At 57.9% G+C, this 25,865-nt stretch carries 19 protein-coding genes and 1 pseudogene; 8 read left to right on the top strand and 12 right to left on the bottom strand.

Annotated elements, in window-relative coordinates:
* Positions 1–36: 36 nt before the first annotated feature.
* The 4 genes from CHR62_RS06955 to CHR62_RS06970 all read right to left on the bottom strand — a co-directional run bounded on the left by CHR62_RS06955 (position 37) and on the right by CHR62_RS06970 (position 4,649).
* Positions 37–867: an alpha/beta fold hydrolase gene (locus CHR62_RS06955; RefSeq protein ID WP_093969282.1), complete on the bottom strand. Its 831-nt coding sequence runs from the start codon at positions 865–867 to the stop codon at positions 37–39.
* A gap of 3 nt (positions 868–870) precedes the next feature.
* Positions 871–2,424 carry a benzoate-CoA ligase family protein gene (locus CHR62_RS06960; RefSeq protein ID WP_093969281.1) on the bottom strand — a complete coding sequence of 518 codons (1,554 nt, stop codon included), beginning with the start codon at positions 2,422–2,424 and terminating at the stop codon, positions 871–873.
* Positions 2,425–2,495: 71 nt separating this feature from the next.
* On the bottom strand, positions 2,496–4,037 hold the full coding sequence (locus CHR62_RS06965; RefSeq protein ID WP_093969280.1) for a 3,4-dehydroadipyl-CoA semialdehyde dehydrogenase: 1,542 nt from the start codon (positions 4,035–4,037) through the stop codon (positions 2,496–2,498).
* 144 nt (positions 4,038–4,181) lie between these two features.
* The gene (locus CHR62_RS06970) at positions 4,182–4,649 is read right to left on the bottom strand and encodes a DUF4863 family protein (protein ID WP_093969279.1); all 468 of its coding nucleotides are present in this window, start codon (positions 4,647–4,649) and stop codon (positions 4,182–4,184) included.
* Positions 4,650–4,823: 174 nt separating this feature from the next.
* Here CHR62_RS06970 and CHR62_RS06975 point away from each other — a divergent pair, with 174 nt between their 5' ends.
* From CHR62_RS06975 to CHR62_RS06995, 5 genes are all read left to right on the top strand, one after another.
* Positions 4,824–5,756: a helix-turn-helix transcriptional regulator gene (locus tag CHR62_RS06975; RefSeq protein ID WP_233574901.1), complete on the top strand. Its 933-nt coding sequence runs from the start codon at positions 4,824–4,826 to the stop codon at positions 5,754–5,756.
* Positions 5,757–5,883: 127 nt separating this feature from the next.
* A complete protein-coding gene (boxC, locus tag CHR62_RS06980) occupies positions 5,884–7,542 on the top strand; it encodes a 2,3-epoxybenzoyl-CoA dihydrolase (RefSeq protein WP_093969277.1) in 1,659 nt (552 codons plus the stop codon).
* A 35-nt stretch (positions 7,543–7,577) separates the two neighbouring features.
* Complete coding sequence (boxB, locus tag CHR62_RS06985; protein ID WP_093969276.1) at positions 7,578–9,005, top strand: benzoyl-CoA 2,3-epoxidase subunit BoxB; 1,428 nt, start codon at positions 7,578–7,580, stop codon at positions 9,003–9,005.
* Positions 9,006–9,142: 137 nt separating this feature from the next.
* Positions 9,143–10,417: a benzoyl-CoA 2,3-epoxidase subunit BoxA gene (gene boxA, locus CHR62_RS06990; RefSeq protein WP_093969275.1), complete on the top strand. Its 1,275-nt coding sequence runs from the start codon at positions 9,143–9,145 to the stop codon at positions 10,415–10,417.
* Positions 10,418–10,448: 31 nt separating this feature from the next.
* Complete coding sequence (locus CHR62_RS06995) at positions 10,449–10,898, top strand: MaoC family dehydratase (RefSeq protein ID WP_123660453.1); 450 nt, start codon at positions 10,449–10,451, stop codon at positions 10,896–10,898.
* Between the two features lie 5 nt (positions 10,899–10,903).
* On the opposite strand, the gene ggt is transcribed toward CHR62_RS06995, so the two are convergent.
* Together ggt and CHR62_RS07005 are read right to left on the bottom strand one after the other, a co-directional pair.
* Positions 10,904–12,661, bottom strand: coding sequence for a gamma-glutamyltransferase (gene ggt, locus CHR62_RS07000; protein WP_123660454.1), 1,758 nt, complete (start codon positions 12,659–12,661; stop codon positions 10,904–10,906).
* A complete protein-coding gene (locus CHR62_RS07005; protein WP_093969272.1) occupies positions 12,661–13,575 on the bottom strand; it encodes a LysR substrate-binding domain-containing protein in 915 nt (304 codons plus the stop codon). The genes ggt and CHR62_RS07005 overlap by 1 nt, the downstream gene beginning before the upstream one ends.
* Before the next feature lie 177 nt (positions 13,576–13,752).
* Between CHR62_RS07005 and CHR62_RS07010 the strand changes: the two are divergent.
* A pseudogene (locus CHR62_RS07010) lies at positions 13,753–14,946 on the top strand (acyl-CoA dehydrogenase).
* 173 nt (positions 14,947–15,119) lie between these two features.
* Here the strand turns inward: CHR62_RS07010 and purU are convergent.
* From purU to CHR62_RS07030, 4 genes are read right to left on the bottom strand one after another with little or no spacing between them, the layout of a single operon-like run.
* Entirely contained in the window at positions 15,120–15,968 is an 849-nt protein-coding gene (gene purU / locus CHR62_RS07015; protein ID WP_093969270.1) for a formyltetrahydrofolate deformylase, read from the bottom strand.
* Between the two features lie 10 nt (positions 15,969–15,978).
* Positions 15,979–17,094 carry an NAD(P)/FAD-dependent oxidoreductase gene (locus tag CHR62_RS07020; protein WP_123660455.1) on the bottom strand — a complete coding sequence of 372 codons (1,116 nt, stop codon included), beginning with the start codon at positions 17,092–17,094 and terminating at the stop codon, positions 15,979–15,981.
* Positions 17,095–17,097: 3 nt separating this feature from the next.
* Entirely contained in the window at positions 17,098–17,727 is a 630-nt protein-coding gene (pdxH, locus tag CHR62_RS07025; RefSeq protein WP_123660456.1) for a pyridoxamine 5'-phosphate oxidase, read from the bottom strand.
* Positions 17,728–17,771: 44 nt separating this feature from the next.
* Positions 17,772–18,422: a gamma-glutamylcyclotransferase gene (locus CHR62_RS07030; RefSeq protein ID WP_370318045.1), complete on the bottom strand. Its 651-nt coding sequence runs from the start codon at positions 18,420–18,422 to the stop codon at positions 17,772–17,774.
* 81 nt (positions 18,423–18,503) lie between these two features.
* On the opposite strand from CHR62_RS07030, the gene CHR62_RS07035 reads away from it, so the two are divergent.
* Entirely contained in the window at positions 18,504–19,316 is an 813-nt protein-coding gene (locus CHR62_RS07035; RefSeq protein ID WP_093969266.1) for a ThiF family adenylyltransferase, read from the top strand.
* Here CHR62_RS07035 and uvrA read toward each other — a convergent pair.
* Positions 19,282–24,978, bottom strand: a complete 5,697-nt coding sequence (gene uvrA, locus CHR62_RS07040; protein WP_123660458.1) for an excinuclease ABC subunit UvrA — start codon at positions 24,976–24,978, stop codon at positions 19,282–19,284. The two genes, CHR62_RS07035 and uvrA, sit on opposite strands and share 35 nt — an antisense overlap.
* Before the next feature lie 97 nt (positions 24,979–25,075).
* Here uvrA and CHR62_RS15935 point away from each other — a divergent pair, with 97 nt between their 5' ends.
* The gene (locus tag CHR62_RS15935) at positions 25,076–25,204 is read left to right on the top strand and encodes a hypothetical protein (RefSeq protein WP_255416184.1); all 129 of its coding nucleotides are present in this window, start codon (positions 25,076–25,078) and stop codon (positions 25,202–25,204) included.
* Positions 25,205–25,314: 110 nt separating this feature from the next.
* Here the strand turns inward: CHR62_RS15935 and CHR62_RS07045 are convergent, their stop codons facing one another.
* A complete protein-coding gene (locus CHR62_RS07045; protein ID WP_123660459.1) occupies positions 25,315–25,827 on the bottom strand; it encodes a hypothetical protein in 513 nt (170 codons plus the stop codon).
* Positions 25,828–25,865 lie beyond the last annotated feature (38 nt).

The following is a 25,865-nucleotide window of genomic DNA, read 5'->3' on the forward strand; positions in this document are numbered from 1 at the left end:
GCGTTAACGCGTAGAAAGAACCCTGCGGGTTAATTGTTATTTGTTATCGGCCTGAATCGGGTTCAGGTTTGTTATGAAATTGATCAGTGCCGCATTGAGTTGTTCTGGCTGGTCTTTGTGCGGCGAATGACGGCAGTCGTCAATGATACAGAGTTTGGTATTACTGACTACCCGGTGAATCCCTTGGATTTGATCGAGTGTGCCGTATTCGTCGTCCTTGCCCTGAATGGCCAAAACCGGGCAACGGATATCGGGCAAATACTTTTCAATATTCCAGAATTTGAACTCGGGGTTGAGCCAGATATCGTTCCAGGCCCAGAATGTCAGGTCGGGGTTTTGGTGATAGCGCGCAAACTTTTGCGGCAAATCGGTGTGTAAGTAGGCTTCGCGCGCCTTTTCGATGCTGGCGATGGTTATGTCTTCGACAAAAATATGCGGCGCTGCCACTGCAATGGCTTTAGTGCGTTCGGGGTACATGGCCGCATACAACAGCGCAATCGAGCCCCCGTCGCTATGACCATAAAAAACGGGTTTTTCGTTATCAAGCCCGAGCGCGGCAAGTACGGCAGGCAGGAAATGTTCGGCTTGGGTGTGCATGTAGCTGACCGGCCATTTTTCGTCGGCTGGCCGAGGTGTGCTTTGACCATAGCCATAACGCGAAAACACCAGACCTCGGCAGTTGGCCAGCGCGCAAAGCTGTTCGGGCCAGTCGCGCCACAGGGCTACCGAGCCCAACCCTTCGTGCAAGAAAACGATGAGGTCTTTGTCGGTTTTTTCGGGCGACAACAGCCTGCATTCGATAGCGTAGTCGCGGCCTTGCGCCGTAATGTTCACCATACGGTCAACCGCATTCAGCGAGCCCTGCATATCTTATTGCTCCTGGCGCTGACGCAGACGGAAACGCTGGATTTTGCCGGTGGCCGTTTTGGGCAGCTCGTTGACAAAATGAATGGTACGCGGATATTTGAACGGGGCCAGTTGCGATTTAACATAGGCCTGCAGCTCGGTTTCGATACCGCCATCAGCCGTTTTCCCTTCGCGCAGTACGACGTAAGCCGTTGTTTTAACCAGGCCTTGGTCGTCGGTAACCCCAATGACGGCAGCCTCGAGTACCGACTCATGTTCGATCAGCACGTTTTCAACTTCGACGGGTGAAACATACTGCCCGCTGACTTTGATCATGTCGTCGCTGCGACCTGCATAGGTGTAATAGCCTTCGGCGTCGCAAATGTACTTGTCGCCGCTTTTCAGCCAGTCGCCCAGCATGGTTTCGCGGGTTTTGGCCCGATTGTTCCAGTACATAATGGCGGCGCTGGGACCCTTGATGTAAAGGTCGCCTATGGTGCCGGCCGGGACTGCCTTGCCGTGGTCGTCGCGCAATTCAATTTCGTAGCCCGGCACGGGTTTGCCTGTCGTACCGTAGCGTACGTCGCCTGTCTGGTTCGAAATGAAAATGTGCAGCATTTCGGTGGAACCAATCCCGTCGAGGATATGGCATCCAAAGTGCCGGGTAAAACGGTCGCCCAGGTCTTTGGGTAGCGCTTCGCCGGCCGACGCACAGACGCGCAGGTTGACGTCGGCACGGGCGGGCAGGTTGGGCGATGCGAGCATGCTGGCGTAAAGCGTGGGTACACCGTAAAAAACAGTAGGTTTGTGTTGAGTCAGGCGTTTGAAAACAGCGTCGGGGGTGGGGCGTTCGCCCATTAGTACGACTGTGGCGCCGACCGACAACGGGAATGTCAAACCGTTGCCGAGCCCATAGGCAAAAAACAGCTTGGCCGCCGAAAAAACGATGTCGTCTTCTTTCAGGCCCAGTACGGGTTTGCCATAAAGCTCGGCCGTGTGCCATAAGTTGGCGTGGCAGTGGACGACCCCTTTGGGTTGGCCGGTTGAGCCCGACGAATAAAGCCAGAACGCAATTTCGTCGGCTTTGGTGTTGACTGCAGGCGCCTGGGGGGCGCGATCCATGAGCGACTCGAAGCTGTCGATACCTGCCGGCAATGTATTGCCGCCTTCCGCCACCACAATGTGGCGCACTTCGTTGTTAGATTGGCTGACCGCTTTTTGGACGGTGTCGAGCAGGGCAGGCGATGTGAAGATGGCTTGTGCCCGGCTGTGTTCGAGCATGTAAGCGTAGTCTTCGGCCGTAAGCAGCGTATTAACGGCGACAGGAACGACACCGCCGTGCATTGCGCCTAAAAACACCACGGGCCAGTCGATGGTGTCGTGCATAACCAGCAGAATGCGCTCTTCCCGGCGTATGCCCAGATTTTTAAGCAACCCGGCGAAGGTCGAGACGCGAGTCGCGAGCTCGCCGTACGTCATGCGGCGGTTGTCGTCGATATAAGCCGTTTTATCGGCGCGAGTCTGGTTGAGCTCGGTCAGGTAGCGGGCGTAATTCAGTTCTGCAGGGCAGGCTTGCATTGTTTTGTCTCCAGGATGAATCAGTACCCGGCGTCTTGTGTATGTTTTTATGTGACGCCGGGGGCAGGTGTTTAGTTCACGATTTTTTCGAGTACGCCGGGGGCGCCCTGAATGGCTGAAAGCCGATGGTAGAAACGCAAAGCGCGCAACCCGCCTAACTCTTCGCCGCCACCTGCACGCCCGGGGCCGCCGTGGTTTGACTGCGGCATGACGTTACCGTGACCGGTGTGGACTTTGGCGACATCGTTGTTGATCAGGTGAACGCGTCCGTGGCTTTCGGCCAGGCCGATGGCGGCTTGGGCCAGGAAATCGGGGTCGTTGCTGTACACCGAGGCAACCAGCGAGCCCATGCCGCGCCGGGCTAGCGTCAAGGCGTGGTCGGTATCGCGATAAGGCATGAGCGTGGCAACGGGGCCGAAGACTTCCATTTCGTGGACCAAAGGATGGGTGTCTGGGGTTTGCGTGCCGAACACGACCGGGGGAACAATGGCGTGTTGGTTGCCTTCGGCCTGGATGTTGATGTCTTTGCGACCGTCGAAAATAATGTCGCTGCAGGTTTCGAACTTTTGAATGCCGGCCACAATGGCATCGCGTTGCGCCGTACTGACCAGGCTACCCATGCGAACACCCTCGATGCGCGGGTCGCCGACGGTAATGCCTTTGAGTTTGTCGGCCAACGCAGCGGCGACAGCAGCGTAGCGGGCTTGGGGTACCAGAATACGACGGATCGCGGTACATTTTTGGCCCGACTTGATGGTGAGTTCGCGCACCACTTCGCGCACGAGTAGCCCCATGGCGTCGTCGTCGGTGTCGGGGCCCAGCAGCGCACTGTTGACGCTGTCGGTTTCGGCATTGAAGCGTACGCCTTCGAGTTTGATTTTAGGATGGTTGCGTAACGAAGCGGCAGTGTCGGCAGAACCGGTGAACGAGACAACGTCGAGCGAATCAAGCGCTTCGAGCATATTGGCGGGGCGGCCGCATACGATACTGAGGGCGCCGGCCGGTAAAATGCCGGCGTCGATGACGTCTTTAACCATTTCGTGGGTAAGCCAGGCGGTGGCCGAGGCGGGCTTGATGACTACCGGCACACCCGAAAGTAATGCGGCAGCGGCCTTTTCCCAGAGCCCCCACGACGGAAAATTAAAAGCGTTGATGAATAAGGCAAGACCGCGCACCGGTACCAGAATGTGCTGTGTGGCAAAGGCGTTGTCGCGCGCCAGTGCGTCGGCAGTGCCGTCGGCCATTAGCTGGCCCGCAGTCAACTTGCTACCCAACTTGGCGTAGTACGACAGGGTATAGATACCGCCGTCTACATCGACGGCACTGTCGTTTTGTACGGTGCCCGAGTTTTTTAACGAAATATCGAAGTATTTGTCGCGGTTGGCTTGCAAGACCTTGACGATAGCCCCGAGAAGCTCGGCCCGTTGTGCATAAGACAAGGCACGCAGAGCGGCACCGCCCTGGTTGCGGGCAAACGCGTAGGCGGCGGCCATGTCGAGACCATCGGCGGTGACGCTGGCCAGGGTGTCGCCCGTTACCGGATCAAGCACCGGGCTGCCAGCGCCGGCGCCTTCTTGCCAGCGACCTTCAAGGTAGTTTGCGAGTTTGTTCATGACAATATTCTTTACAGTGGGGCGGGCATAGCCACCGGGGTTAACGTCGTGTCGGCGCAATACACGTACACGACAGGGGCGAACCGTCTGGCCTGACGCTTTTCCGGCGGTGCGCCGGGGCAGTTTGGTCAAGCCTTTTGGGGGTTAGCGCCGGGTAAATTCGATAGCGCCTTGCGGCAGGAGGTACAGCACCAGCGCGCGGCCTTTGCGCACGGTGGGGCTATGAGCGGTGTCGGGGCCGTAAACCAGCCACCCAGCCGGATGGCCGTCGAATTCGGCACCGTTGTCGAGGGGCATGATGAGGTCGATTTCACCGTTTGGGTGACGATGGTGCGGACCGGCAAGGTCGTTCATGTCGACGACATCAACCGAGTACCCGTTGAGAGACTCTGAAGGTTTGATGACGCGGCCGTAACGAATGCCGCCTCCCTCGTATTGGCACATCCAGCCTTCGGCAACGCCGGTTTTACAGGCCGCGACAATGTCGTTGTACATCGACCCGCCGGCCGGGAAGGCGGTATTCAGGTCGTTTTGCAAAGCGTTATCCAGGGGACGCGACCCAATGTGGTCGGTGACCTGTTTGATCAGCTGCTGAAATGTCTCGGGGGTCATTGTTATGGTTTCCTGTTCTGCCGGCGCGACAAGCAAAATACTGCAATGCGGACTTGGCATTAAACTGCTTGCTGCGTCGGCCAAGTTATCGCGACAAGGTTAAAAATTAGGGCTTTTCTTCAATATTGTCAAGCATTATAATGCATGTCATACCATTCATTAGGGTTAATCAGAGTGAACAATAAAGCACTAAGGCAACCGCTCGAGGCCCGCGAGGACGCTGGCGGGCAGGACCGAGACCCTTACCTTATTGCCTTGGGTGAGCGTGTTCGCAGTTTGCGCTCGATTCGTGGCATGACGCGCAAAGAATTGGCCCGGGCGGCGCAGGTGTCCGAGCGCCACCTGGCCAATCTCGAGCGTGGGTTGGGCAACGTTTCTATTCTGGTGCTTTTGCAAATTGCCAAGGCGTTTAATTGCGTGTTGGCCGAAATCGTCGGTGACGTCACGACATCCAGCCCCGAATGGCTGCTCATTCGCGAGTTGCTGCAGGGTCGGTCTGAGCACGATCTGCAGCGTGCCCGCGAAACGCTTGCCCAGTTGTTCGCCGGTCAGGTGGGGCAGGTCGGTAAAAACCGTAGCAAGCAAATTGCGCTGGTGGGCCTGCGCGGCGCAGGCAAGTCAACCATTGGCCGCATGCTGGCGGCCGACATCGGTTATCCGTTTATCGAACTCAGCGACGAAATCGAGCGTGTCGCGGGTTGCGGCATTCTTGAAATTCACAGTCTTTATGGGCCCACGGCCTATCGCCGCTACGAAAAGCGTGCCCTCGAAGAAGCCCTGCAGTTATATCCTGAAATGGTTCTGGCGACGCCGGGTGGTATTGTGTCCGAACCGGCCACCATGAATGTAATGCTTTCGCATTGCTACACCGTATGGCTCAAGGCCACGCCCGAAGATCACATGGCGCGGGTGATGGCTCAGGGCGATTTCCGACCCATGGCCGGCAACAACGAAGCCATGGCCGACCTCAAGCGCATTTTGGCCGGGCGCGAGGCGTTTTATTCCAAGGCCGATTACGTGTGCATGACCAGTCAGCTCAGTCTCTCAGAGGCTTTTGAAGGGCTGCGCAACCACATCCGCGAATTGGCGGGGCTATCTCTGGTCTAGCTGCATTTTAGTGCAAACATGCATTTTTTTGCATGAACCGTGTTGACGACCCGCTAATGTTGCATTATTATGCACACAAATTCATTAGATGCATTATTATTCAGGTTACCAAAGAGGAGACCCTTCCATGACTGAAGCCGCATCCCGCGTAGAGTTTCGCACCGACCCCAGCCAGTACAAACACTGGGACCTCAGCTTTGACGGTCAGGTTGCCACGCTGGCAATGGACGTTAATGAAGACGCTGGTTTGCGTCCTGGTTATAAGTTGAAGCTCAACTCGTACGACCTGGGGGTCGATATCGAGCTGCACGACGCCCTGCAACGCATCCGCTTCGAGCATCCCGAAGTGCGTACCGTGGTGTTGACCAGCAAGAAAGACCGCATTTTCTGTTCTGGTGCCAATATTTTCATGTTGGGTCTGTCTTCGCATGCCTGGAAGGTCAACTTCTGCAAATTCACCAACGAAACCCGTAACGGCATCGAAGACACCAGCCGTAACAGCGGTATCAAATTCATTGCCGCGGTAAACGGTGCGTGCGCGGGTGGTGGTTACGAAGTCGCCCTGGCTTGCGACGAAATCCTGCTCGTCGACGATCGTTCTTCGGCCGTATCTTTGCCCGAAGTCCCGCTGCTTGGCGTATTGCCCGGTACCGGCGGTCTGACTCGCGTGACTGACAAGCGCAAGGTGCGTCACGATCGTGCCGATATTTTCTGCACACTGGTCGAAGGTGTACGTGGCGAACGTGCCAAAGAGTGGCGTCTGGTCGACGACATTATCAAGCCTGCTCAGTTCGAAGAAGGCGTCAAAAAGCGTGCCGCCGAACTGGCCGCAACCAGCGATCGTCCCGCCGATGGCAAGGGCGTTGCGCTCACGCCGCTCAAGCGCGAAGATGCCGCCGATTCAATCACTTATCAGTACGTTCAGGTTGTCATCGACCGCGAACTGCGCACTGCCACACTGACCGTCAAGTCGCCGTCGGCCGATGTGCCCACCGATATCGCCGGTATCGAAGCCCAGGGCGCCGCCTGGTGGCCACTGCAAATGGCACGCGAACTCGACGATGCCATCCTGCAATTGCGTACCAACGAACTTGATGTCGGTACCTGGATCCTCAAAACCGAAGGCGACAGCGCACGCGTGCTGGCAGCCGACGAAACCCTCAAAAAATTTGCCGATCACTGGTTCGTCCGCGAAACCACCGGCATGTTGCGTCGCACGCTGGCACGTCTCGATGTCACCTCGCGTTCGCTGTTTGCTCTTATCGAGCCAGGTTCATGCTTTGCCGGCACGCTGCTCGAGCTGGCGCTGTCAGCCGACCGTACCTACATGCTCGACGACCCCGAGACCGACACCCCTGCACAGATCGTGGTTAACGACCTCAATTTTGGTACCTACCCCATGGTCAGCGCGCAGTCGCGCCTCGAACGCCGCTTCTACGAAGAAGCGCCGGCTCTTGACGCAGTACGTGCCGTCATGGGTCAGAAATTGTCGGCACAAGAAGCCGAGAAACTTGGCCTTATCACCTTCGCACTTGACGATATCGATTGGGCCGACGAAGTGCGTATCGCACTCGAAGAGCGCCGTGCCTTGTCGCCTGACTCGCTGACGGGTCTTGAGGCCAATTTGCGCTTTGGTGTGAAAGAAACGATGGAAACCCGTGTGTTTGGTCGCCTGTCGGCCTGGCAGAACTGGATTTTCTATCGGCCCAACGCTTCGGGTGACAAAGGCGCCCTCAAGCTGTACGGCAAAGGTGAGAAACCCAGCTTCGACTGGAATCGTGTGTAAATCTGCGACGATTGAAACTAACAGGAGTCAACAAGATGTCCGGTATCAACTACTCAGAGAAAATCCCCAACAACGTCAACTTGTCCAGCGACCGTACGTTGCAACGTGCGCTCGAACATTGGCAGCCTAACTACCTCAAGTGGTGGGCAGACATGGGCCCCGAATCGTCGCAGAACATGGACGTTTACTTGCGCACAGCAGTCAGCGTCGACCCAAGCGGCTGGGCTCACTTTGAACACGTCAAAATGCCTGATTACCGTTGGGGTATCTTTTTGACGCCGCCCGAGCAAGATCGCAAGATCCACTTCGGTGAGCACATGGGCGAAGCAGCCTGGCAAGATGCGCCCGGTGAATACCGCGCAAATCTGCGTCGTATCATCGTTACGCAGGGCGACACCGAGCCGGCGTCCGTCGAGCAACAACGCCATCTGGGCCTGACCGCGCCGTCGCAATACGACCTGCGTAACCTGTTCCAGGTGAACGTTGAAGAGGGCCGTCACCTGTGGGCCATGGTTTACCTGCTGCACCGCTACTTTGGCCGCGATGGCCGCGAAGAAGCCGATGCACTTTTGCAGCGTAACTCGGGCAGCGAAGACAGCCCCCGTATTCTGGGCGCGTTCAACGAGAAGACCCCCGATTGGCTCGCGTTCTACATGTTCACGTACTTTACCGACCGCGACGGCAAGTTCCAGTTGTGTGCTCTGGCCGAATCGGCCTTCGATCCGCTGGCTCGCACCACCAAGTTCATGCTGACCGAAGAAGCGCACCACATGTTTGTGGGCGAATCGGGCGTGTCGCGTGTTCTTCAGCGTACCGCGCAGGTCATGAACGAGCTCAAGACTGACGACCCCGGTGCGATCCGTCGTGCTGGTGTTATCGACCTGCCGACCATCCAGCGTTATCTGAATTTCCACTTCAGCGTAACCGTCGACCTTTTCGGTGCCGACCAATCGTCTAACGCTGCTACGTTCTACACCACCGGCCTGAAAGGTCGTTACGAAGAAGGCAAGCGTACCGATGATCACGTTCTGAAGAACGACACCTACCGTGTGCTGGAAGTCAAAAACGGTCAATTGAACGAAGTCGAAGTGCCTATGCTCAACGCACTGAACGAAGTGCTGCGCGACGACTACATCAAAGACTCGATGGCTGGTGTTGCTCGTTGGAACAAGGTGCTCGAAAAAGCAGGTGTCGATTTCCGTCTGACTGTGCCGCACAAGGCCTTCAACCGCAAAATCGGTACTTTGTCGGGTATTCGTGTTTCGCCCGATGGTCACGTACTGACCGAAGAGCAATGGAATGCCAACGTCGACAAATGGCTGCCCACCCCCGAAGACCGCGCTTTCGTGGCTTCGCTGATGGGTCGCGTTGTCGAACCCGGCAAATTCGCCAACTGGATCGCACCACCGGTCATGGGCATTAACCGTCAACCCATCGACTTCGAATACATCCGCTTCAACTAATTGATGTACCGGTGGTAACCTCGTAATCGGGCGTATGCGCTTGGCATCCGCCCGATTATCGATTTAGCATTTGTTTTATATAAAAAGTCGCATGGGCCGGCAATCTCGCCGCTGTGCGTCCAGCTAGGAGACTCCTGATGACAGCAGCGTCGGCCGTTACCGTAAAAAAACAGCACCTGATCGACCCTGAAATTTGTATTCGCTGCAATACGTGCGAAGAAACCTGTCCGATCGACGCGATCACCCACGACAGCAATAACTACGTGGTTGATGCCGCCATTTGTAATGACTGTATGGCTTGCGTGCCGCCGTGCCCCACAGGCGCCATCGACAACTGGATTCAGGTCGTCAGCAGCAATACCTACTCGATTGAAGAGCAGTACACCTGGGACGAACTGCCCGAGCCCCAAGAGGTGCCCGAGGGCGTTGCCCAAGATTTGTCAGAGCCCGTAGATGCGCCCGTGGCTGATGCGCGTTCGACCACCGTGGCCAACGATGCCACCGATCTGGAGAACGTGCCTTTTACAGCCGCCGGCGCCACGATTCCGCCCTGGTCGGCTGCACACCCGTACGTCAACTTGTACACCCACAAGAACCCGGTGTCGGCGACCGTTGTGGGTAACTACCGCGTTACCGGCAGTGATACTGAAAGCGATATCCACCACATTGTGCTCGATTTCGGCGACCACCCCATGCCGGTGCTCGAGGGCCAGTCTATCGCCATTTTCCCGCCCGGTACGGACGCGAAGGGGCGTGCCTACCACGCGCGCCAGTACTCTATCGCTAGTCCGCGCGATGGCGAGCGCCCGGGTTACAACAATTTATCCATTACCGTTAAGCGTGTAACTGCAGACCACGATGGCAATGCCGTTAACGGGGTGTGTTCAAACTACTTGTGCGACCTGCAGAAAAACGACGTCGTCAAGGTCATTGGCCCCTTCGGCAACAGCTTCTTGATGCCCGATTTGCCCGACGCCAATCTCATCATGATCTGCACTGGGACAGGTGCGGCGCCTATGCGTGCCATGACCGAACGCTGCCGTCGTCTGGCCAAAGACAACAAGTACGACGGTACGCTCATGCTGTTCTTTGGTGCTCGTACCGAGCGCGAACTGCCGTACTTTGGCCCGCTCATGAACCTGCCCAAAGATTTCATCGATATCAACCTGGCTTTGTCGCGTGATGCCGATAAGCCCAAGCAGTATGTTCAAGACCTCATCCGCGAACGTGCTGACGATGTGCTCGATCTGTTGAACGACAGCAAAACCTGCATTTATGTTTGCGGCTTGAAAGGCATGGAAGAGGGTGTGCTGGCCGCCTTTAAAGATATTGTTACGGCCAGCGGCCAGAAATGGGAATCGGTCCACGCTGAACTTAAAGCCAAAGGTCGGCTACACTTCGAAACTTACTAATTCCTAACTTCCTAGATACAGGTTGTGTGAAATGAAATTCAGTGAGTTTCAAGTGGGGCAGGTGTTGCACCACCCGCCCGTCGTTCTTTCTGAAGCTGAAATGATCGACTTTGCTAAAAAGTACGATCCACAGTGGTTTCATACCGACCCGGCTGCGTCTAAAGACGGCCGCTGGGGCGGTGTTATTGGCAGCGGCTGGCTCACCTGTAGCTTGGCCATGCGCATGGCTGTCGATGCCGTTTTGCACGATTCCGAAAGCTTTGCGTCGCCAGGCGTTGAGAAAGTCCGCTGGATTCTCCCGACGCGTCCCGGTGATGCTTTGCGCCTCGAAATGCGTGTCGACTCGGTGCGTGTGTCTTCGTCGCGCGATGACCTGGGCATTTTGCGCTGGACATGGAGCATGTTCAATCAGCGCGATGAACAAGTGCTCGAGCTCGAGGCGACCAGCCTGTTTGACTTGGGTGCGACGCCCACGTCCTGACGTTCTTATTGCCCCAGTGCCAGACCCTCACGACGAGGGTCTGCGCCGCCATGCAGGCGGCCTTCGGGTGTAATGACAATGCCTTGCAGGCCGCTGGGCATGGCCCGTTCGGTAACACGGTGCCCCATGGCTTTTAACGTGGCCACAACCCCAGTCAACGACGTGTCTGCTTCAATTTCGGTGCCATAGTTGCGGCTGCCGCGGTTAGGCAGGTTAATCGCCTGTTGTATATCCAGTCCATACCCCAGTACACCCAGCAACGTCTTGGCCACATAATTGATGATGGCCGTGCCCCCGGGTGCTCCTATAGCCATGTGTAACGTATCATCTTTAAACACCATCATCGGCGACATGGCGCTTTTAGGACGTTTCCCCGGTTCGACCCGGTTGGCTAAAGGGCGGCCCAGATCGTCGGTGCCTGCCAACGAAAAGTCGGTTAACTGATTATTGAGCAAGAACCCGCGAACAAATAGTTTGCTGCCAAAGGCCGACTCGACAGAGGTCGTCATTGATACGGCGTTACCCTCGGCGTCGACAATCGAGACATGTGTTGTTGAGGGCGTGTCGGGGCTGTTGTCGGTACCAAAGCGTGCCAGGTCAGCGCCCGGCGGTTGCCCCGGCATGGCTTTAGGCATGGCCTGGTTTGTGCTGATCAGCCCCGCACGCTGACCTAGATAGCTGGGGTCCAGCAAGCCTTGTACAGGCACCGGCACGAAGGCTGGGTCGGCAATGTAGATATCGCGGTCGGCATAAGCCAGCTTGCCCGCCTCGGCAAAATAATGGACGGCCTGCGCGCTATCGGGCGGATGGCTTAACACAGGCGTGTGCTCAAGCATCGACAAGATTTGCATCACGGCAAGCGGGCCTGAGCTGGGCGGTGGCGGGCCGCAAAGCCTGTAGGCAAGATAGGGCGCGCATAGCGCCTGGCGCTTGATAGGCTGGTAGGTTGCCAAATCAGTCAAAGACAAATCGCCGGGCCGATCGTGCGACTGGACGGCCTGGACGATGTCTTGGGCCACAGCGCCACGGTAGAACGCGTCCACCCCTTCGGCGGCAATCCGACGGTACAGGGCGGCGAGCGCCGGGTTTTTAAGGGTATGCCCGACAGGCCAGGGTTTGCCGTCTGGAGCGTAAAAATACGTGCGGGCGCTATGGCTTTGATGCAGGCTTCGGCTGCCTGCTATCAGGGCATGCAGGCGCGGTGATACCGCAAAGCCAGATTCGGCCAGTCGAATGGCGGGTTCAAATAAACGGGCCCACGGCAGGCGTCCTTGTTCTTCATGCATTAAGGCAAGGCCGCGCAGCAAGCCCGGTACGCCGACCGACAAGCCGCTGTTGACAGCCTCACCATAGTCAAGTACGCCGTCATCATCATGAAAACGTGATGTTCCGGCGCGTGACGGTGCAGTTTCGCGCGCGTCATAGACGATGAGTTGTTGGCCCGGTTTATCGTACGCAAGTATGAAGCCACCGCCGCCGATGCCCGAGGACTGTGGCTCGACCAGCGTAAGCACCCACTGTGCGGCGATGGCTGCGTCGGCCGCGCTTCCGCCCGCACTGAGAATCTCGAAGGCGGCCTGCGTTGCCAATGGGTTGGCGGTAGAGGTCATGAACGACGAGGCCGTTGCCAGGGCGTGGTTGCCGCGCCCGGTTGCTGCTTCAGGGTCTGGGGGCGGTGCATCAGAATGAATAGCAGTGCAGCCTGCGCCCAGAATCAGCGCCATACCTGCAAAGCCGTGTTTGAGTGCCGACCCAAGTCGCATCAGGTGTCCTTCGTTTGTGGTGGCCTATCGGTGACGAGTTCAGTCAGCCATTGTTCAAATGCTTTTAGGGCATCACCTTGTTCAACATATGCAGGGTAACTGAAGTAATAAGACTGTCGCATGGGCAAAGCCCCTTCAAAGGGAACAGCCAGTGCTCCGCTGGCCAGCGCCTCGCGCGCTAAAAATCGAGGAATCAGCCCTACGCCCAGGCCCGCATTCACTGCCGCGAGCACCATGGTAAAGAGTTCGTAACGCGGCCCGGCCGCAATAGAGGGGCTGTAGGCCAGGCCTTGCGTGCGATACCAGTCACGCCAGGCATCCGGGCGTGACATCACATGCAGGTGGGGTAAAGATGACAGGCCTTCGGGGCTATTTCGGGCGGCTTCATACAGCCGCGGCACACAAACAGGCAACATGGCTTCTTCGTCGAACAGTTTGATGCCCCGCGTGCCTGGCCAGGGCTGTTCTGCATGGTAAATGGCCGCGTCGAAGGGGTGGTCGGCAAACTGAAACGGCAGTGTCCGTACCGACAGGCTGACGGCAATATCGGGGTGCCGCGCACGTAACTGCGGCAAACGCGGGATTAGCCATGTGGTGGCGAGGGTCGGTAGTACGGCAATATGCAGGCTGTGCCCGACGCCTGCGCGTGACATCAGACCTACGGTGTCTTTTTCTAGCTGCTCCAGGTGGTGTCGCACGCGCGCGGCGTACTCGGCACCGGCGTCGGTCAGGGCGATGCGGCGCCGGACGCGGTTGAACAGTGCCACGCCCAGGCGTTCTTCAAGGCCCGTTACTTGGCGGAATACGGCACTATGGGTTAATGCAAGTTCTTCGGCCGCCCGCGAGAACGACCCGAGGCGTGCTGTGGCCTCGAAGGCTTGCAACGCGCCAAGATTGGGTACACCGTTTCTCATTGTTTCCCCGCAATAGATTCAACGTGCGCATTTGTCACGACATTGTGCAATTTTATCAATTGCATTGTGCTTATAACTCACATAACCTGTTGCTACTCGCCGCAGTCCGCTTGTCAGCGGCCGTTTTTTCGGCAAAAATACTTTAAACCTAAACATATCCCTACGGAGCACCTCATTATGTCATCGGCCCCCTCATTCAACTGGGAAGACCCCCTGTTGCTCGATTCGCAACTTACAGAAGAAGAGCGCATGGTGCGCGACGCCGCTTATGCGTACGCCCAAGACAAACTGGCCCCTCGCGTTCTCGAGGCTTTCCGTCACGAAAAAACCGATGCAGCCATCTTCCGCGAAATGGGTGAGCTCGGTCTGCTCGGCGCTACTATTCCCACCGAATACGGCGGTTCGGGCCTGAACTACGTGTGCTACGGCCTTATCGCCCGCGAAGTCGAACGCGTCGACTCCGGCTACCGCTCCATGATGAGCGTGCAGTCGTCACTGGTTATGGTGCCTATTAACGAATTCGGTAGCGAAGAGCAAAAACAGAAGTACCTGCCCAAGCTGGCCAGCGGCGAATGGATCGGCTGCTTCGGCCTGACCGAACCCAACCACGGCTCCGACCCTGGCGGCATGGAAACGCGTGCTGTAAAAACCGCCAGCGGCTACAAGCTGTCGGGCGCCAAAATGTGGATCACCAACTCGCCTATCGCCGATGTTTTCGTTGTATGGGCCAAGTGCGTTGGCGGCGATTTTGACGGCAAGATCCGCGGCTTCATCCTTGAAAAAGGCATGAAAGGCCTGTCAGCCCCTGCCATCCACGGCAAGGTCGGCTTGCGTGCCTCTATTACGGGCGAAATCGTCATGGACGAAGTCGAAGTCAGCGACGAGCAAATGATGCCCGGTGTCAGCGGTTTGCGCGGCCCGTTCACTTGCCTTAACTCGGCTCGTTACGGTATTGCCTGGGGTGCTTTGGGCGCCGCCGAGTTCTGCTGGCATACCGCTCGCCAGTACACACTCGACCGCAAGCAGTTTGGCCGCCCCTTGGCACAAAACCAGCTGATTCAAAAGAAACTGGCCGACATGCAAACCTAAATCACGCTGGCATTGCAAGGTTGCCTGCGTTTGGGCCGCATGAAAGACGAAGGCACCGCTGCCGTCGAAATCACGTCCATCATGAAGCGTAACTCTTGCGGCAAGTCGCTCGACATCGCTCGTTTGGCGCGCGATATGCTGGGCGGTAACGGTATCTCCGACGAATTCGGCGTTGCCCGTCACTTGGTCAACCTCGAGGTCGTCAACACCTACGAAGGTACCCACGACGTTCACGCTCTGATTCTGGGCCGTGCACAAACCGGTTTGCAGGCGTTCTTCTAATACGTTTGCGGCCCGAGGCCGGTGGGGTTATACCGCCGGCTGTCCAAATAAAAACCCCTAAGTTTTTTTATCGAAGCTTAGGGGTTTTTAGTATGTGGCGGCTTGTTGGCGCTGCGATGACGTTGGCGTTATTCAGATGCCTGCAGCCATCGCCGCAACCCTGCGGCTTTGGGTTAGCGGAACACCACCGTGCGGTTGCCATTGAGCAAAATGCGATGCTCGACATGGCTGCGAACCGCGCGGGCAAGCACCAGGGATTCGACATCGCTGCCGACCTGGGTTAATTGCTGTGCGCTCATGGCGTGGTCGACACGTTCGATGTCTTGCTCGATGATTGGGCCTTCATCCAGGTCGGACGTGACGTAGTGGGCGGTGGCGCCGATAATTTTCACGCCACGGGCATGTGCCTGATGGTAGGGGCGTGCACCCTTGAAGCTGGGCAAGAAACTGTGGTGAATGTTAATGGCCCGGCCAGACAAGGCCCTGCACATTTCGGGCGACAAAATCTGCATGTAGCGGGCCAGTACGACCAAGTCGATTTTTTCTGATTCGACCAGATCCAGAATTTTTGCTTCCTGCGCGGCCTTGGTTTCGGGTGTGACCGGGAAGTGATGGAAGGGTACGTTGTGGGCTGCGGCCATACCGGCGTGGTCGTTATGGTTCGATACGACGCCCACTACGTCGACATTCAACTGACCGCTATGGGTGCGGAACAGCAGGTCGTTAAGGCAATGGCCTTGCTTGCTGGCCAGAATAAGCAATCGGGCCTTGCGTTTGGCATCGTAAATACGGGCCTGCATTTCGAATTTTTCTGCAATCGGCGCAAAACGGGCCTCAAGGGCTCCGGCGTCGTGATGCTCGGGTAGTTTGAAATGCACACGCAAAAAGAAGCGTTCGACTTCGGTGTCGCCGAATTGCTGGGCATCGATAATATTGCCGTGAAGGGACAGCAACCAGCCGGTGACGCTGTGCACGATACCAATACGGTCTGGGCAAGACAAAGTCAGAATGTAGTCGTTCATTGTGTGTGTTTCAGGTAAGTGTTCGATCGATTTGTTGGCTTGCGTGGTGTGCAATGGCCAAGCTTGCCGTCAGGCCCGGCGACTCTATGCCCAGCAAATGAAGCAAGCCTTCAACGCCATGCGTTTCTGGGCCGGCAATTAAAAAATCGGCGGCGGGCGCAGTTGGGGGCCCTATTTTAGGCCGTATTCCGGTATACGCCGGCACCAGGGCACCGTCGGGCAAATCCGGCCAGTATTGTCGCACGGCGGCATAAAAGCCGGTGCTCCGATCCGGGTCAAGGCTGTAGTCTATGGTGTCGACCCATTCGGTATCGGGGCCGAAGCGGGCCTGGCCGGCCAGATCAAGTGTTAAATGGATGCCTAACCCGGCGGTGTCGGGCATAGGGTAAATCAGATGGGTAAAAGGCGTGCGGCCCTGTAATCCAAAGTAGGTGCCTTTGCAGTACCACGCTTTGGGTATGGCGAGATTGGTCAGCCAGGGCAGTCGAGATGCAACGTCAGGCGCTTGAAGTCCTGTCGCGTTGATCACAGTGCGTGCCGTCAGGGTGGTTGGCGATTCGCCGCCAAAAGACAACTTCAATAGGCCTGAATCGAGTCGCTCACCGTGCAGCAAAGGCGTGCGGAATACGGCTTGCGCACCGTGGCGCTGGGCATCGCCCAGCAAACTCAGCATCAGGCCGTGGCTGTCGATAATGCCGGTTGACGGCGACCACAACGCTGCCAGGCACTGCAGTTCGGGTTCAAGCGCCGTGGCCTGTTCGCTCGATAGCCAATGCAGGTCGTGGACCCCGTTTTGCCCGGCTTGGCGCGCCAATGCTTTGAGCTTGTCTAATTGGTTGGCCGACGTGGCCACAATGAGCTTCCCGGTTTGCCGATGCGCTACCCCGTATTCGCGGCAGTGCGCATACAGCAGCGCTTTGCCCTCGACGCACAGCCTGGCCTTCAGGCTGTTGGTCGGGTAATAAATGCCGGCATGTATGACTTCAGAGTTTCGGGCGCTGACGCCGCTGCCGAACTGATCCTCTGATTCGACGATCAGGACGTCGCGTCCTTGTCGCGCCAAAGACCGTGCAATCGCCAATCCAATGACACCGGCGCCCAGAACAATACAGTCGGTATCAGCCACGTCTTAAGGCGCCAGGCGCTGTAAGGCCCATTGGCCGTCGGGCTGCTGCGTAAAGCAAAGTCTGTCGTGAAGGCGCGAAGGGCGGCCCTGCCAGAATTCGACGCGATGTGGCGTCAGCCGGTAGCCGCCCCAGTGCTCGGGCCGCGCGGGCTCGCTGCCTAGTTTGGCGGCGAGGTCTGCAACGCGCTGTTCGAGGGCATCGCGGCTGATTGGGCGACTTTGCGGTGACGCCCAGGCGCCAATGCGCGATTCGAGTGGGCGGCTATGAAAGTACTCGTCGGACTCTGCAGCCGGTACTTTTTCGACGATGCCTTCGAAACGCACCTGGCGTTCAAGTTCGGGCCAGAAAAACAGCAACGCAGCGCGTGGCGATGCGTGCAGCTGTTGTCCTTTGTCAGACTCGTAGTTTGTGAAAAAGACTGGGCCGCGGGCGTCAAACCCTTTCAGCAAGACAATGCGTGCCGAGGGTTGGCCATTCTGGACGGTAGCCAATGTCATGGCGTTGGGCTCGATGACTTCGGCCTTTAGGGCGTCGTTAAACCAGGTGCTGAACTGATCGAACGGGTTGCTGGCGATGGCGTTTTCAAGCAAGACGCCTTTACGGTACTGTTGTCGGATATCGGCGATGGACATGTGGGCGTAGAGAAATGAAGGAGCGTTTAAAGGCGGGGTTAGGCTCAGGACGGCGCAGCACCGTTCAGGTGGCGCACCAGGTCGTCGAGCTTGCGATCGTGAATACCAGCGTCTTTGAGTGCACGGTTGGTTTCAATGACGTATTCGATGCATGGCCCATACGTCCCGTGTGCTCGTCGCACAATGTCGACCAGCTGATGCGTTTGCAGGTCGCGGACGTAGCTGTCTTTGGTCTTGTCCATGGTAAATACCAGGGCACCTACGGCGCCGTGCTGCGTATGGCAGCTTAAGTGCCGTGGGACGTAGGCACCGCTGGGCATTTCACGTTTCCAGAGCTCGTCGAGCACGTCGGGAACGTGTTTTGCCGCTACCCGATACACCATGCCGCGACACGAGCCCCCGTTTTCAAGGCCAAACACCAGGCCTGGTTGTTCGGGCGTGCCGCGGTTAATGCGTGACCATAGGCAGAGCGAGCGATGATAGCCGCGAACCAGCGCTAGCCGTCGCTCGATGAAGTCGAACTCGGGGCGCCAGACCAAAGAGCCATAGCCAAAAACCCACAGATCGTGGCCTTTTTGCCAGTGCTTCAGGTAGTCTTCAAGCGAGGCGCGTCGTTCGTCTTCGGTCAGTCGCCGAAAAGCGTGGGGGTTGGGGATATGGCCGGGGGGTGAAAAGGGCTGCGATTGTGTCACGATACTTGCCGGAAACTTCGGGTGCCGCGGATCGGGCATGGTCTAATAGTAATACGACCCGACCCACAGTTCCATGATGTCATGATGCAAATTCCAGAACCTGTTGATACAGAACGACGCTTCGGCGGCTTGGCGCGCCTGTATGGCGACGATGCACCGGCGGTCTTTCAACGAGCGCACGTGGCCGTGGCGGGTTTAGGGGGCGTAGGCTCGTGGTGTGCCGAGGCGCTGGCGCGCTGCGGGGTAGGCGCGTTAACGCTGATCGACCTCGACCACATTGCCGAGTCGAATATCAATCGTCAGTTGCATGCGCTGTCAGACACCTTGGGACAGTCCAAAGTACAAGCCATGTCCGACCGGGTCACAGGCATTAACCCGGGTTGTCGGCAGGTGCTGGTCGACGATTTCGTGTCCCCCGACAACATTCAGACCGTTTTTTCCGACGATGTCGATGTCATCATCGATTGCACCGATCAGGTCTCGGCCAAGCTGGCCATGATCCTCGAAGCGCGTCGTCGCAACATCGCTGTGGTGGTATGCGGCGGCGCCGGCGGCAAAACCGCCACGACGTCTCTGCGCGCCTCAGATTTATCGGTCACGCAAAACGACGCCTTGTTGTCAAAGCTGCGCAATACGTTGCGGCGTCAGCACGGCTACCCTCGGGCGGCTGCTGCGGCCGGCAAAGCCCCGCGCCGCATTCCAAAAATGGGTGTGCGTGCGGTTTGGTTCGACCAGCCCGCCGTACTGCCCGCCTTGTGGCAAACCGACGATGCGGCGTCAGGCCCGCAGGGCCTGTCATGCGCGGGCTATGGCTCCTCAGTGATGGTGACGGCGACCATGGGGATGGCCGCCGCTGGCGAAGCTATTCAGTGGTTGCTGACGCGCCGCTTTCCATAAACGTCTTCAGTACACGCCCGGTGTGCGATTTATCTGCGCCGGCCATCAGTGCTTCGGGTGCGCCTGCCATGACCAGGCGGCCCCCATGGGTACCGCCTTCGGGCCCCATATCCACGATCCAGTCGGCCTCGGCAATCACATCAAGGTTGTGCTCGATGACGACAACGGTGTTGCCCGCATCGACCAGTCGATGAAGAACGTGCGTCAGCTTTTCAACGTCGGCCATTGAAAGTCCGACAGTCGGTTCATCGAGCACATAAAGTGTGTGGGGTGCGCTTGAAGCCCGTCCAGTGGTGATGACGCCGTCAGTCAGGCGGGCTTTGGTCAGCTCGGTTACCAGCTTGATGCGCTGGGCTTCGCCGCCCGAAAGCGTCGGCGAGGGCTGGCCCAGCGTCAGGTAGCCCAGGCCCACGTCTTGCATAAGCTTGAGCGCCCGCAAGATTTTCGGGTGCGCCGAGAAGTGCTCAATGGCGTCGTCTACGTCCATTTTCAGCAGATCGCCTGCACTTTTGTCTTGCCATTTGACGTCCAGCGTGTCGCGGTTAAAACGTTCACCGTTGCAGGCGTCACAGGGCACTTTGACGTCCGGCAGGAAGCTCATTTCGATCGTGCGCAGCCCTTGCCCTTCGCATATGGGGCAGCGACCTTCGCCGGTATTGAAGGAGAATCGAGCGGCACCCCAGCCGCGCAGTCGCGCATCGCGGGTGTTGGCAAACAGTTTGCGGATGTCATCCCAAAAGCCCACATAGGTAGCTGGGCACGAACGCGGTGTCTTGCCAATAGGTGTCTGGTCTACCTCGAGCACACGGTCAATGACGTCGTAACCGGAGATTTGCGTGCAGCCCTGCCATTCGGGCGCGGTTTTTTTGCCAACGACGCGAGCCAGATTGTCGAGTAACACCTCGCGCGCCAGGGTCGATTTTCCGGAGCCTGACACGCCGGTGATGATGCTCAGACGGCCTATCGGGATATCGACGTCAACGTTTTGCAGATTATGCAAATGAGCGCCTTTCAGGCGTATCCATCGATCGTGCTCATTTACGTTGCGCCGGGGTTGTGCGGGGTGCTGTACTGGGTGCTTCAGATAACGGCCCGTCAGCGACTGCGGGTCGTTCATCAGGTCTTCAACAGTGCCTTGCGCTACGACCCGGCCGCCGCGCACGCCGGCGCCGGGGCCCATGTCAATGACGTGGGCGGCGCGACGGATGGTGTCCTCATCGTGCTCGACAACGACCAGGGTGTTGCCATTGCCTTCGAGTTTGCTCAAGGCATTGAGCAAAATCTCGTTGTCGCGTGGATGCAGGCCGATAGTGGGTTCGTCGAGTACGTAGCACACGCCCTGCAAGTTGGACCCCAACTGCGCCGCAAGACGAATACGCTGGGCTTCGCCGCCGGACAATGTTGGCGCGGAACGGTCGAGCGCCAGATAGCCCAGGCCGACCGTTTCCATGAAGTTCAGGCGTCCCTTGATTTCGGTCAGGATGTCGCGCGCAATCTCGGCTTCGCGCCCTCGACTGACGAGGCCGCTGAAAAACGTTTGCGCCTCGGCGACAGATTGTGCGGTGAGTTGGGTAATAGATTTGTCACGCCACCGGAACGCCCGCGCTTGTGGGTTGAGCCGTTCGCCATGACAGGCTTTGCAGGGTTGCGCCTCGCCTTCGAACCATGCGTTCCAGGCAGTTTCCTCACCGGTTTGGGTGTCGTCAAACCCTTGCAACTGAAGGCCAGTACCAAAACAACTGGTGCACCAGCCGTGTTTTGAGTTGTACGAAAACATGCGGGGGTCAGGTTCGGGGAAGCTGGTGCCGCAGCAAGGGCAGGCGCGCTTGACCGAGAAATGGATCTGTTCGGGGTGTTCGGACAGCAGGTGCATGCTGCGTTCGAGCGAACCCGTCTGGCGAGTTAAAGGCGACAACACGCTCAGGCTGCCATGCCCGAACTCCAGGCCGGTGCGCAAGGCCTGGCGCAGTTCTGTTTCGTTGGCCGGGTCAACGACCAGGTCGGCGACGGGTAGTTCGATGGTGTGCTCTTTGTACCGATCAAGGCGCGGCCAAGGGCTGACGGGGGTGAACTCGCCATCGACACGCAGATGCGTATAGCCTTTGCCAGCGGCCCATTTGGCCATGTCGGTGTAGTAGCCTTTGCGCGCGGTCACCAGGGGTGCCAGTATGCCGATGTGTTCCCCCTTTTTGTCGCGCAAAATTTGCGCGGCGATCTGGTCGGCTGTTTGTGATTGCACCGGCACATTGCACTCGGGGCACATTTGCGTACCCAGCTTGACGTAAAGCAAGCGCAAAAAGTGATGTATTTCGGTCATGGTGGCGACGGTTGACTTGCGGCCGCCACGGCTGGTGCGCTGTTCGATGGCGACTGTCGGTGGGATACCGTAAATGGCGTCGACATCGGGCTTGCCGGCAGGCTGGACAATGGCTCGTGCATAGGCGTTCAGTGACTCGAGATAGCGACGTTGCCCCTCGTTGAACAGAATGTCGAAGGCCAGTGTCGACTTGCCGGACCCCGACACCCCGGTAATGACGGTAAAGGTGTCGCGCGGGATCTGAACGTTGACGCCTTTCAGGTTGTGCTCCCGGGCGTTCAGGATATCAATTGTTCGGGGTGCGTCGCGGTAGACTGGGGCGGGCTCGGCCAGCGGCGCAGCGGCGGTTGTTGCGCCCGCGCCAACGATAGACTGCTCGTATTCTGTTAACGCCTTTCCGGTGTGTGACACGGGGTGCGCCATTAGGTCGGCCGGAGTACCGGCCGCCACAATATGCCCACCCGCATCACCGCCTTCTGGTCCCAGGTCGATGACCCAGTCAGCCGCCCGAATCACATCAAGGTTGTGCTCGATAATCAGCAACGAATGCCCGGCCGCCAGCAGTTTACGAAATGCTCGCATCAGGCGGGCGACATCGTCGAAATGCAGGCCGCTGGTCGGCTCGTCGAATAAAAACAGGCTGCCTTTCTTGGCGACCTTGGCAGACGATATACCGCTGCGCGACGCGGAGGCCAGGTGCCCGGCAAGTTTCAAGCGTTGGGCCTCGCCGCCCGAGAGGGTGGGCACCGGCTGCCCCAGCTTGACATATTCCAGACCCACATCGGCCAGCGGGCTCAGGCCCCATTGCACGTCACGCAGGCCCGCAAAGAAATCAAGCGCTTCGCGCACCGTCATGTTCAGCACGTCGTCGATGGATGCTGTCCGGCCGAGATGCTCCACACGCACTTCAAGAATCTCGGGCCTGAAGCGTTTGCCGTCACAGTCGGGACAGCGCAGGTATACATCGGACAAGAACTGCATTTCGACATGTTCGAAGCCAGTGCCGCCGCATGTCGGGCATCGACCATCGCCGCTGTTGAAGCTAAATGTACCCGGTGTGTAGCCGCGCTCTTTGGACAGATCGGCTTGGGCAAAGAGTTTGCGGATGGCGTCGAATGCGCCGACGTAGCTGGCTGGATTCGATCGGGCGGTTTTCCCGATGGGCGTTTGGTCGACCATGACCACGTCTGCAATTTGCTCGGCGCCCAGCAGATGTTCGAACTCCCCTGGCGCTTCGGTGGGCTTGCCCTGGCGTTTGAGCAGCGCCGGATACAAGACGTCTTGAATGAGGGTGGATTTGCCAGAACCAGAAACGCCACTGACGCAGACAAGTCGCCCCAGCGGGATAGATACTGATACGTTCTTGAGGTTATTGGCCCGCACGCCTTCGAGCAACAGTTTGGGTGTTGACGGCTGGACGGCTAGCGGTCGTGGCGCTTCAACGCGCAGGCGATTGCCCAGGTAGTTGCCGGTTAGCGTGTCGGCTTCGCGCAGTTGAGCGGGCGTGCCGTCGAATGTGATGTGCCCGCCGCGTTCTCCCGGCCCGGGGCCGATGTCCAGAATGCGATCGGCCGCAACCATGACTTGGGGATCATGCTCAACGACCACCAGGGTGTTGCCATTGTCGCGCAAGCGGTGCATGACTTCGACGATGCGGTTCATGTCGCGCGGGTGCAGGCCAATAGACGGTTCGTCGAGCACGAACAGAGTGTTCACCAGCGATGTGCCCAGCGCGGTGGTCAGGTTGATGCGTTGCACTTCGCCGCCCGACAAGGTGCGGCTTTGGCGATCGAGCGATAAATATCCCAGTCCGACGTCACAAAGAAAGTCGAGGCGGGTACGTACCTCTGTCATCAAAAGGTCAAGCGCGGCATCTAGCGCATCGCCGAAGCTGAGTGTCTGGAAGAAGGTGCGAACCTGCTCAATAGGCAGACGCATAAGGTCGTGCAGGCCAAGCCCAGGCAGCGCATTTAGCCGTGCATCGTCAAACTGTGCATGAACCGGTTTGAAGCGGGGGTAAAGCGGGTTGACCGGTACATGGGACTTCCCTAGTCGCCACAAGGTGGCATCGGGCTTGAGCCGGGCGCCGCCGCAAGTCGGGCAGGGCGTGTAGCTGCGGTACTTCGACAGCAGAACACGTACGTGCATTTTGTACGCTTTGGTCTCAAGCCAGTCAAAAAAGCGTTGCGCGCCGTACCACTGGGTTTTCCAGGCTTGCGGCCCGCCGCGCCAGGCCGGATCGCCATGGATGACCCAATGACGCTCGTCTGGCGATAGTGCTTTCCAGGCAACATCTAAACGTACGCCTGCCGCGTCAGCATAGTGTTGCATCTCGGCCTGGCATTCTTTATAGCTAGGGCTTTGCCATGGCTTTATGGCCCCTTCGCGCAAGGTTTTGGTGTCGTCGGGCACGACCAGGCCGTAATCGATGCCCATGACACGGCCAAAGCCCCGGCAGGCTTCGCAAGCGCCCAAAGGCGAGTTGAACGAAAAGGTGCTGGGCAGTGGGCGGGCATAATCAATATTGCACTGGGCGCAATGCAATCGGTTGCTAAAGCGCCATGCCGTCTCTGGGCCGTCGGCGCTGTCCGAGGCATATACGGTGATGTGGCCGTCGCCTTGCTTGAATGCGGTTTCCAGGGCCTCGCCCAAACGGCTTGGGTCGACATTGCTTAAGCGGAAACGGTCTTGAATGACATGCAGGACTCGTTTGGCGGTCGGGGTGGTTGTGCCGGTTTTTTTGCCCTTCTTCTGTGTAGTCGGGGTCGTTGCATCGACGGAGATGTCGACGGTTTCTTCGTGGTGGATGCGGGTGTAGCCCTGTTGGTCTAAAAAGCCGCGAATTTCGTCTTCGGTGAAATTAGCCGGGATACCGATAGGAAAGGTGATGACCAGACGCGGGTCGGCGCCAGCGGTACGTTCGGCCAGTGCATTGCGCACTGTGGCGGCATCGTCTTGTATGACCCGGTTGCCGCAGCAGCGGCAGTACAACTGCCCCATTCGGGCAAACAGCAGTTTCAGGTGGTCATTCAGCTCGGTCATGGTGCCCACTGTGCTGCGCGAATTGCGCACGGGGTTGACCTGGTCGATAGCGATGGCCGGCAGTATGCCCTCGATACGGTCAACCTGCGGCTTGTCCATACGGTCGAGAAACTGACGCGCGTAAGGCGAAAACGTTTCAACGTACCGCCGCTGGCCTTCTGCGTATAAAGTGTCGAAAGCCAGCGAGCTCTTGCCCGACCCCGACACCCCGGTAACGACCAGCAGTTTGCCGGTGTCTATGGTGACGTCAAGGTTTTTCAGATTGTTCTGGCGGGCGCCAAAAATGCGAATTGAAGAGCTCATAAGTAACAACGCAACAGGAGATTTGAGGCAACGGCCAAGTTTACGGTAGAATGGTGGGTTAGTTATAGTTCAAGACCCGCTATTCGGAGAATTCGTCATGGCAGAAGTCAAGCGTAACCGGCGCAACACGATCGAACGTCGTTGCCTGGGCAAAGCGTTCAAGCGTTTGTTTATTAAATCGCCTAAAGGCGTATTTAAAATGCTCGAAAAAGTAAAAAAGGCCTGATACCAAGCGCTTTTTTATAAAACCCGGCCTACTGGCCGGGTTTTGTTTTTTGGGCCGGCATGTTTGCCGCCCAGTTTTTTGCGGGACAGCCGAGTCGTTACGGGTTGTGTTTAATGCAAGCCGGGGGGCGCTCGGTGCGGGCTGAAGGTGTCGTCGGCGTTGTCTTCATCGCCGCTATCGTCATCATCTTCTTCGTCAATGTCGGGTAGGGGCTCGTCGCTTAGCTCGAACGGCAAAATGCCGCCGATGTCATCGCTCCAGGCCACTTCTTCGCCTTCGTGGTCGACCTTGATGAATCTGACGCCTTCCAGGTCAGACAACTGAATGGCCCACAGGTATTCGCAGTCATAGACTTCGTCTTTGATGTCTATGCCCCCTTTGTTGCCAATGATGCGGGCGTTTTGGCCGCCAATCGCCACAATCACGTGGTTCTCGGCGTCGTCGGCGACGTCGAGCGGGATGCCGAATACGACCCATTCGAAACCGGTTTCGTCGGCATCAATAATTTCGGCCAATACGGGTTTGCCAATGTAGGCGCTGAGCGCGTCCGCGGTGCGGCCCAGGTAATCGATTTCTTCGTCGGTAAACGTTAGCGGCTGCGGGGACGTTGGTGTGTTGGCCATGGCTTGCAATCTTCGGGTCAAACCTCCATTTTAGTTTT

Source organism: Pusillimonas sp. NJUB218 (assembly GCF_003788685.1).
GTDB lineage: Bacteria > Pseudomonadota > Gammaproteobacteria > Burkholderiales > Burkholderiaceae_B > Neopusillimonas.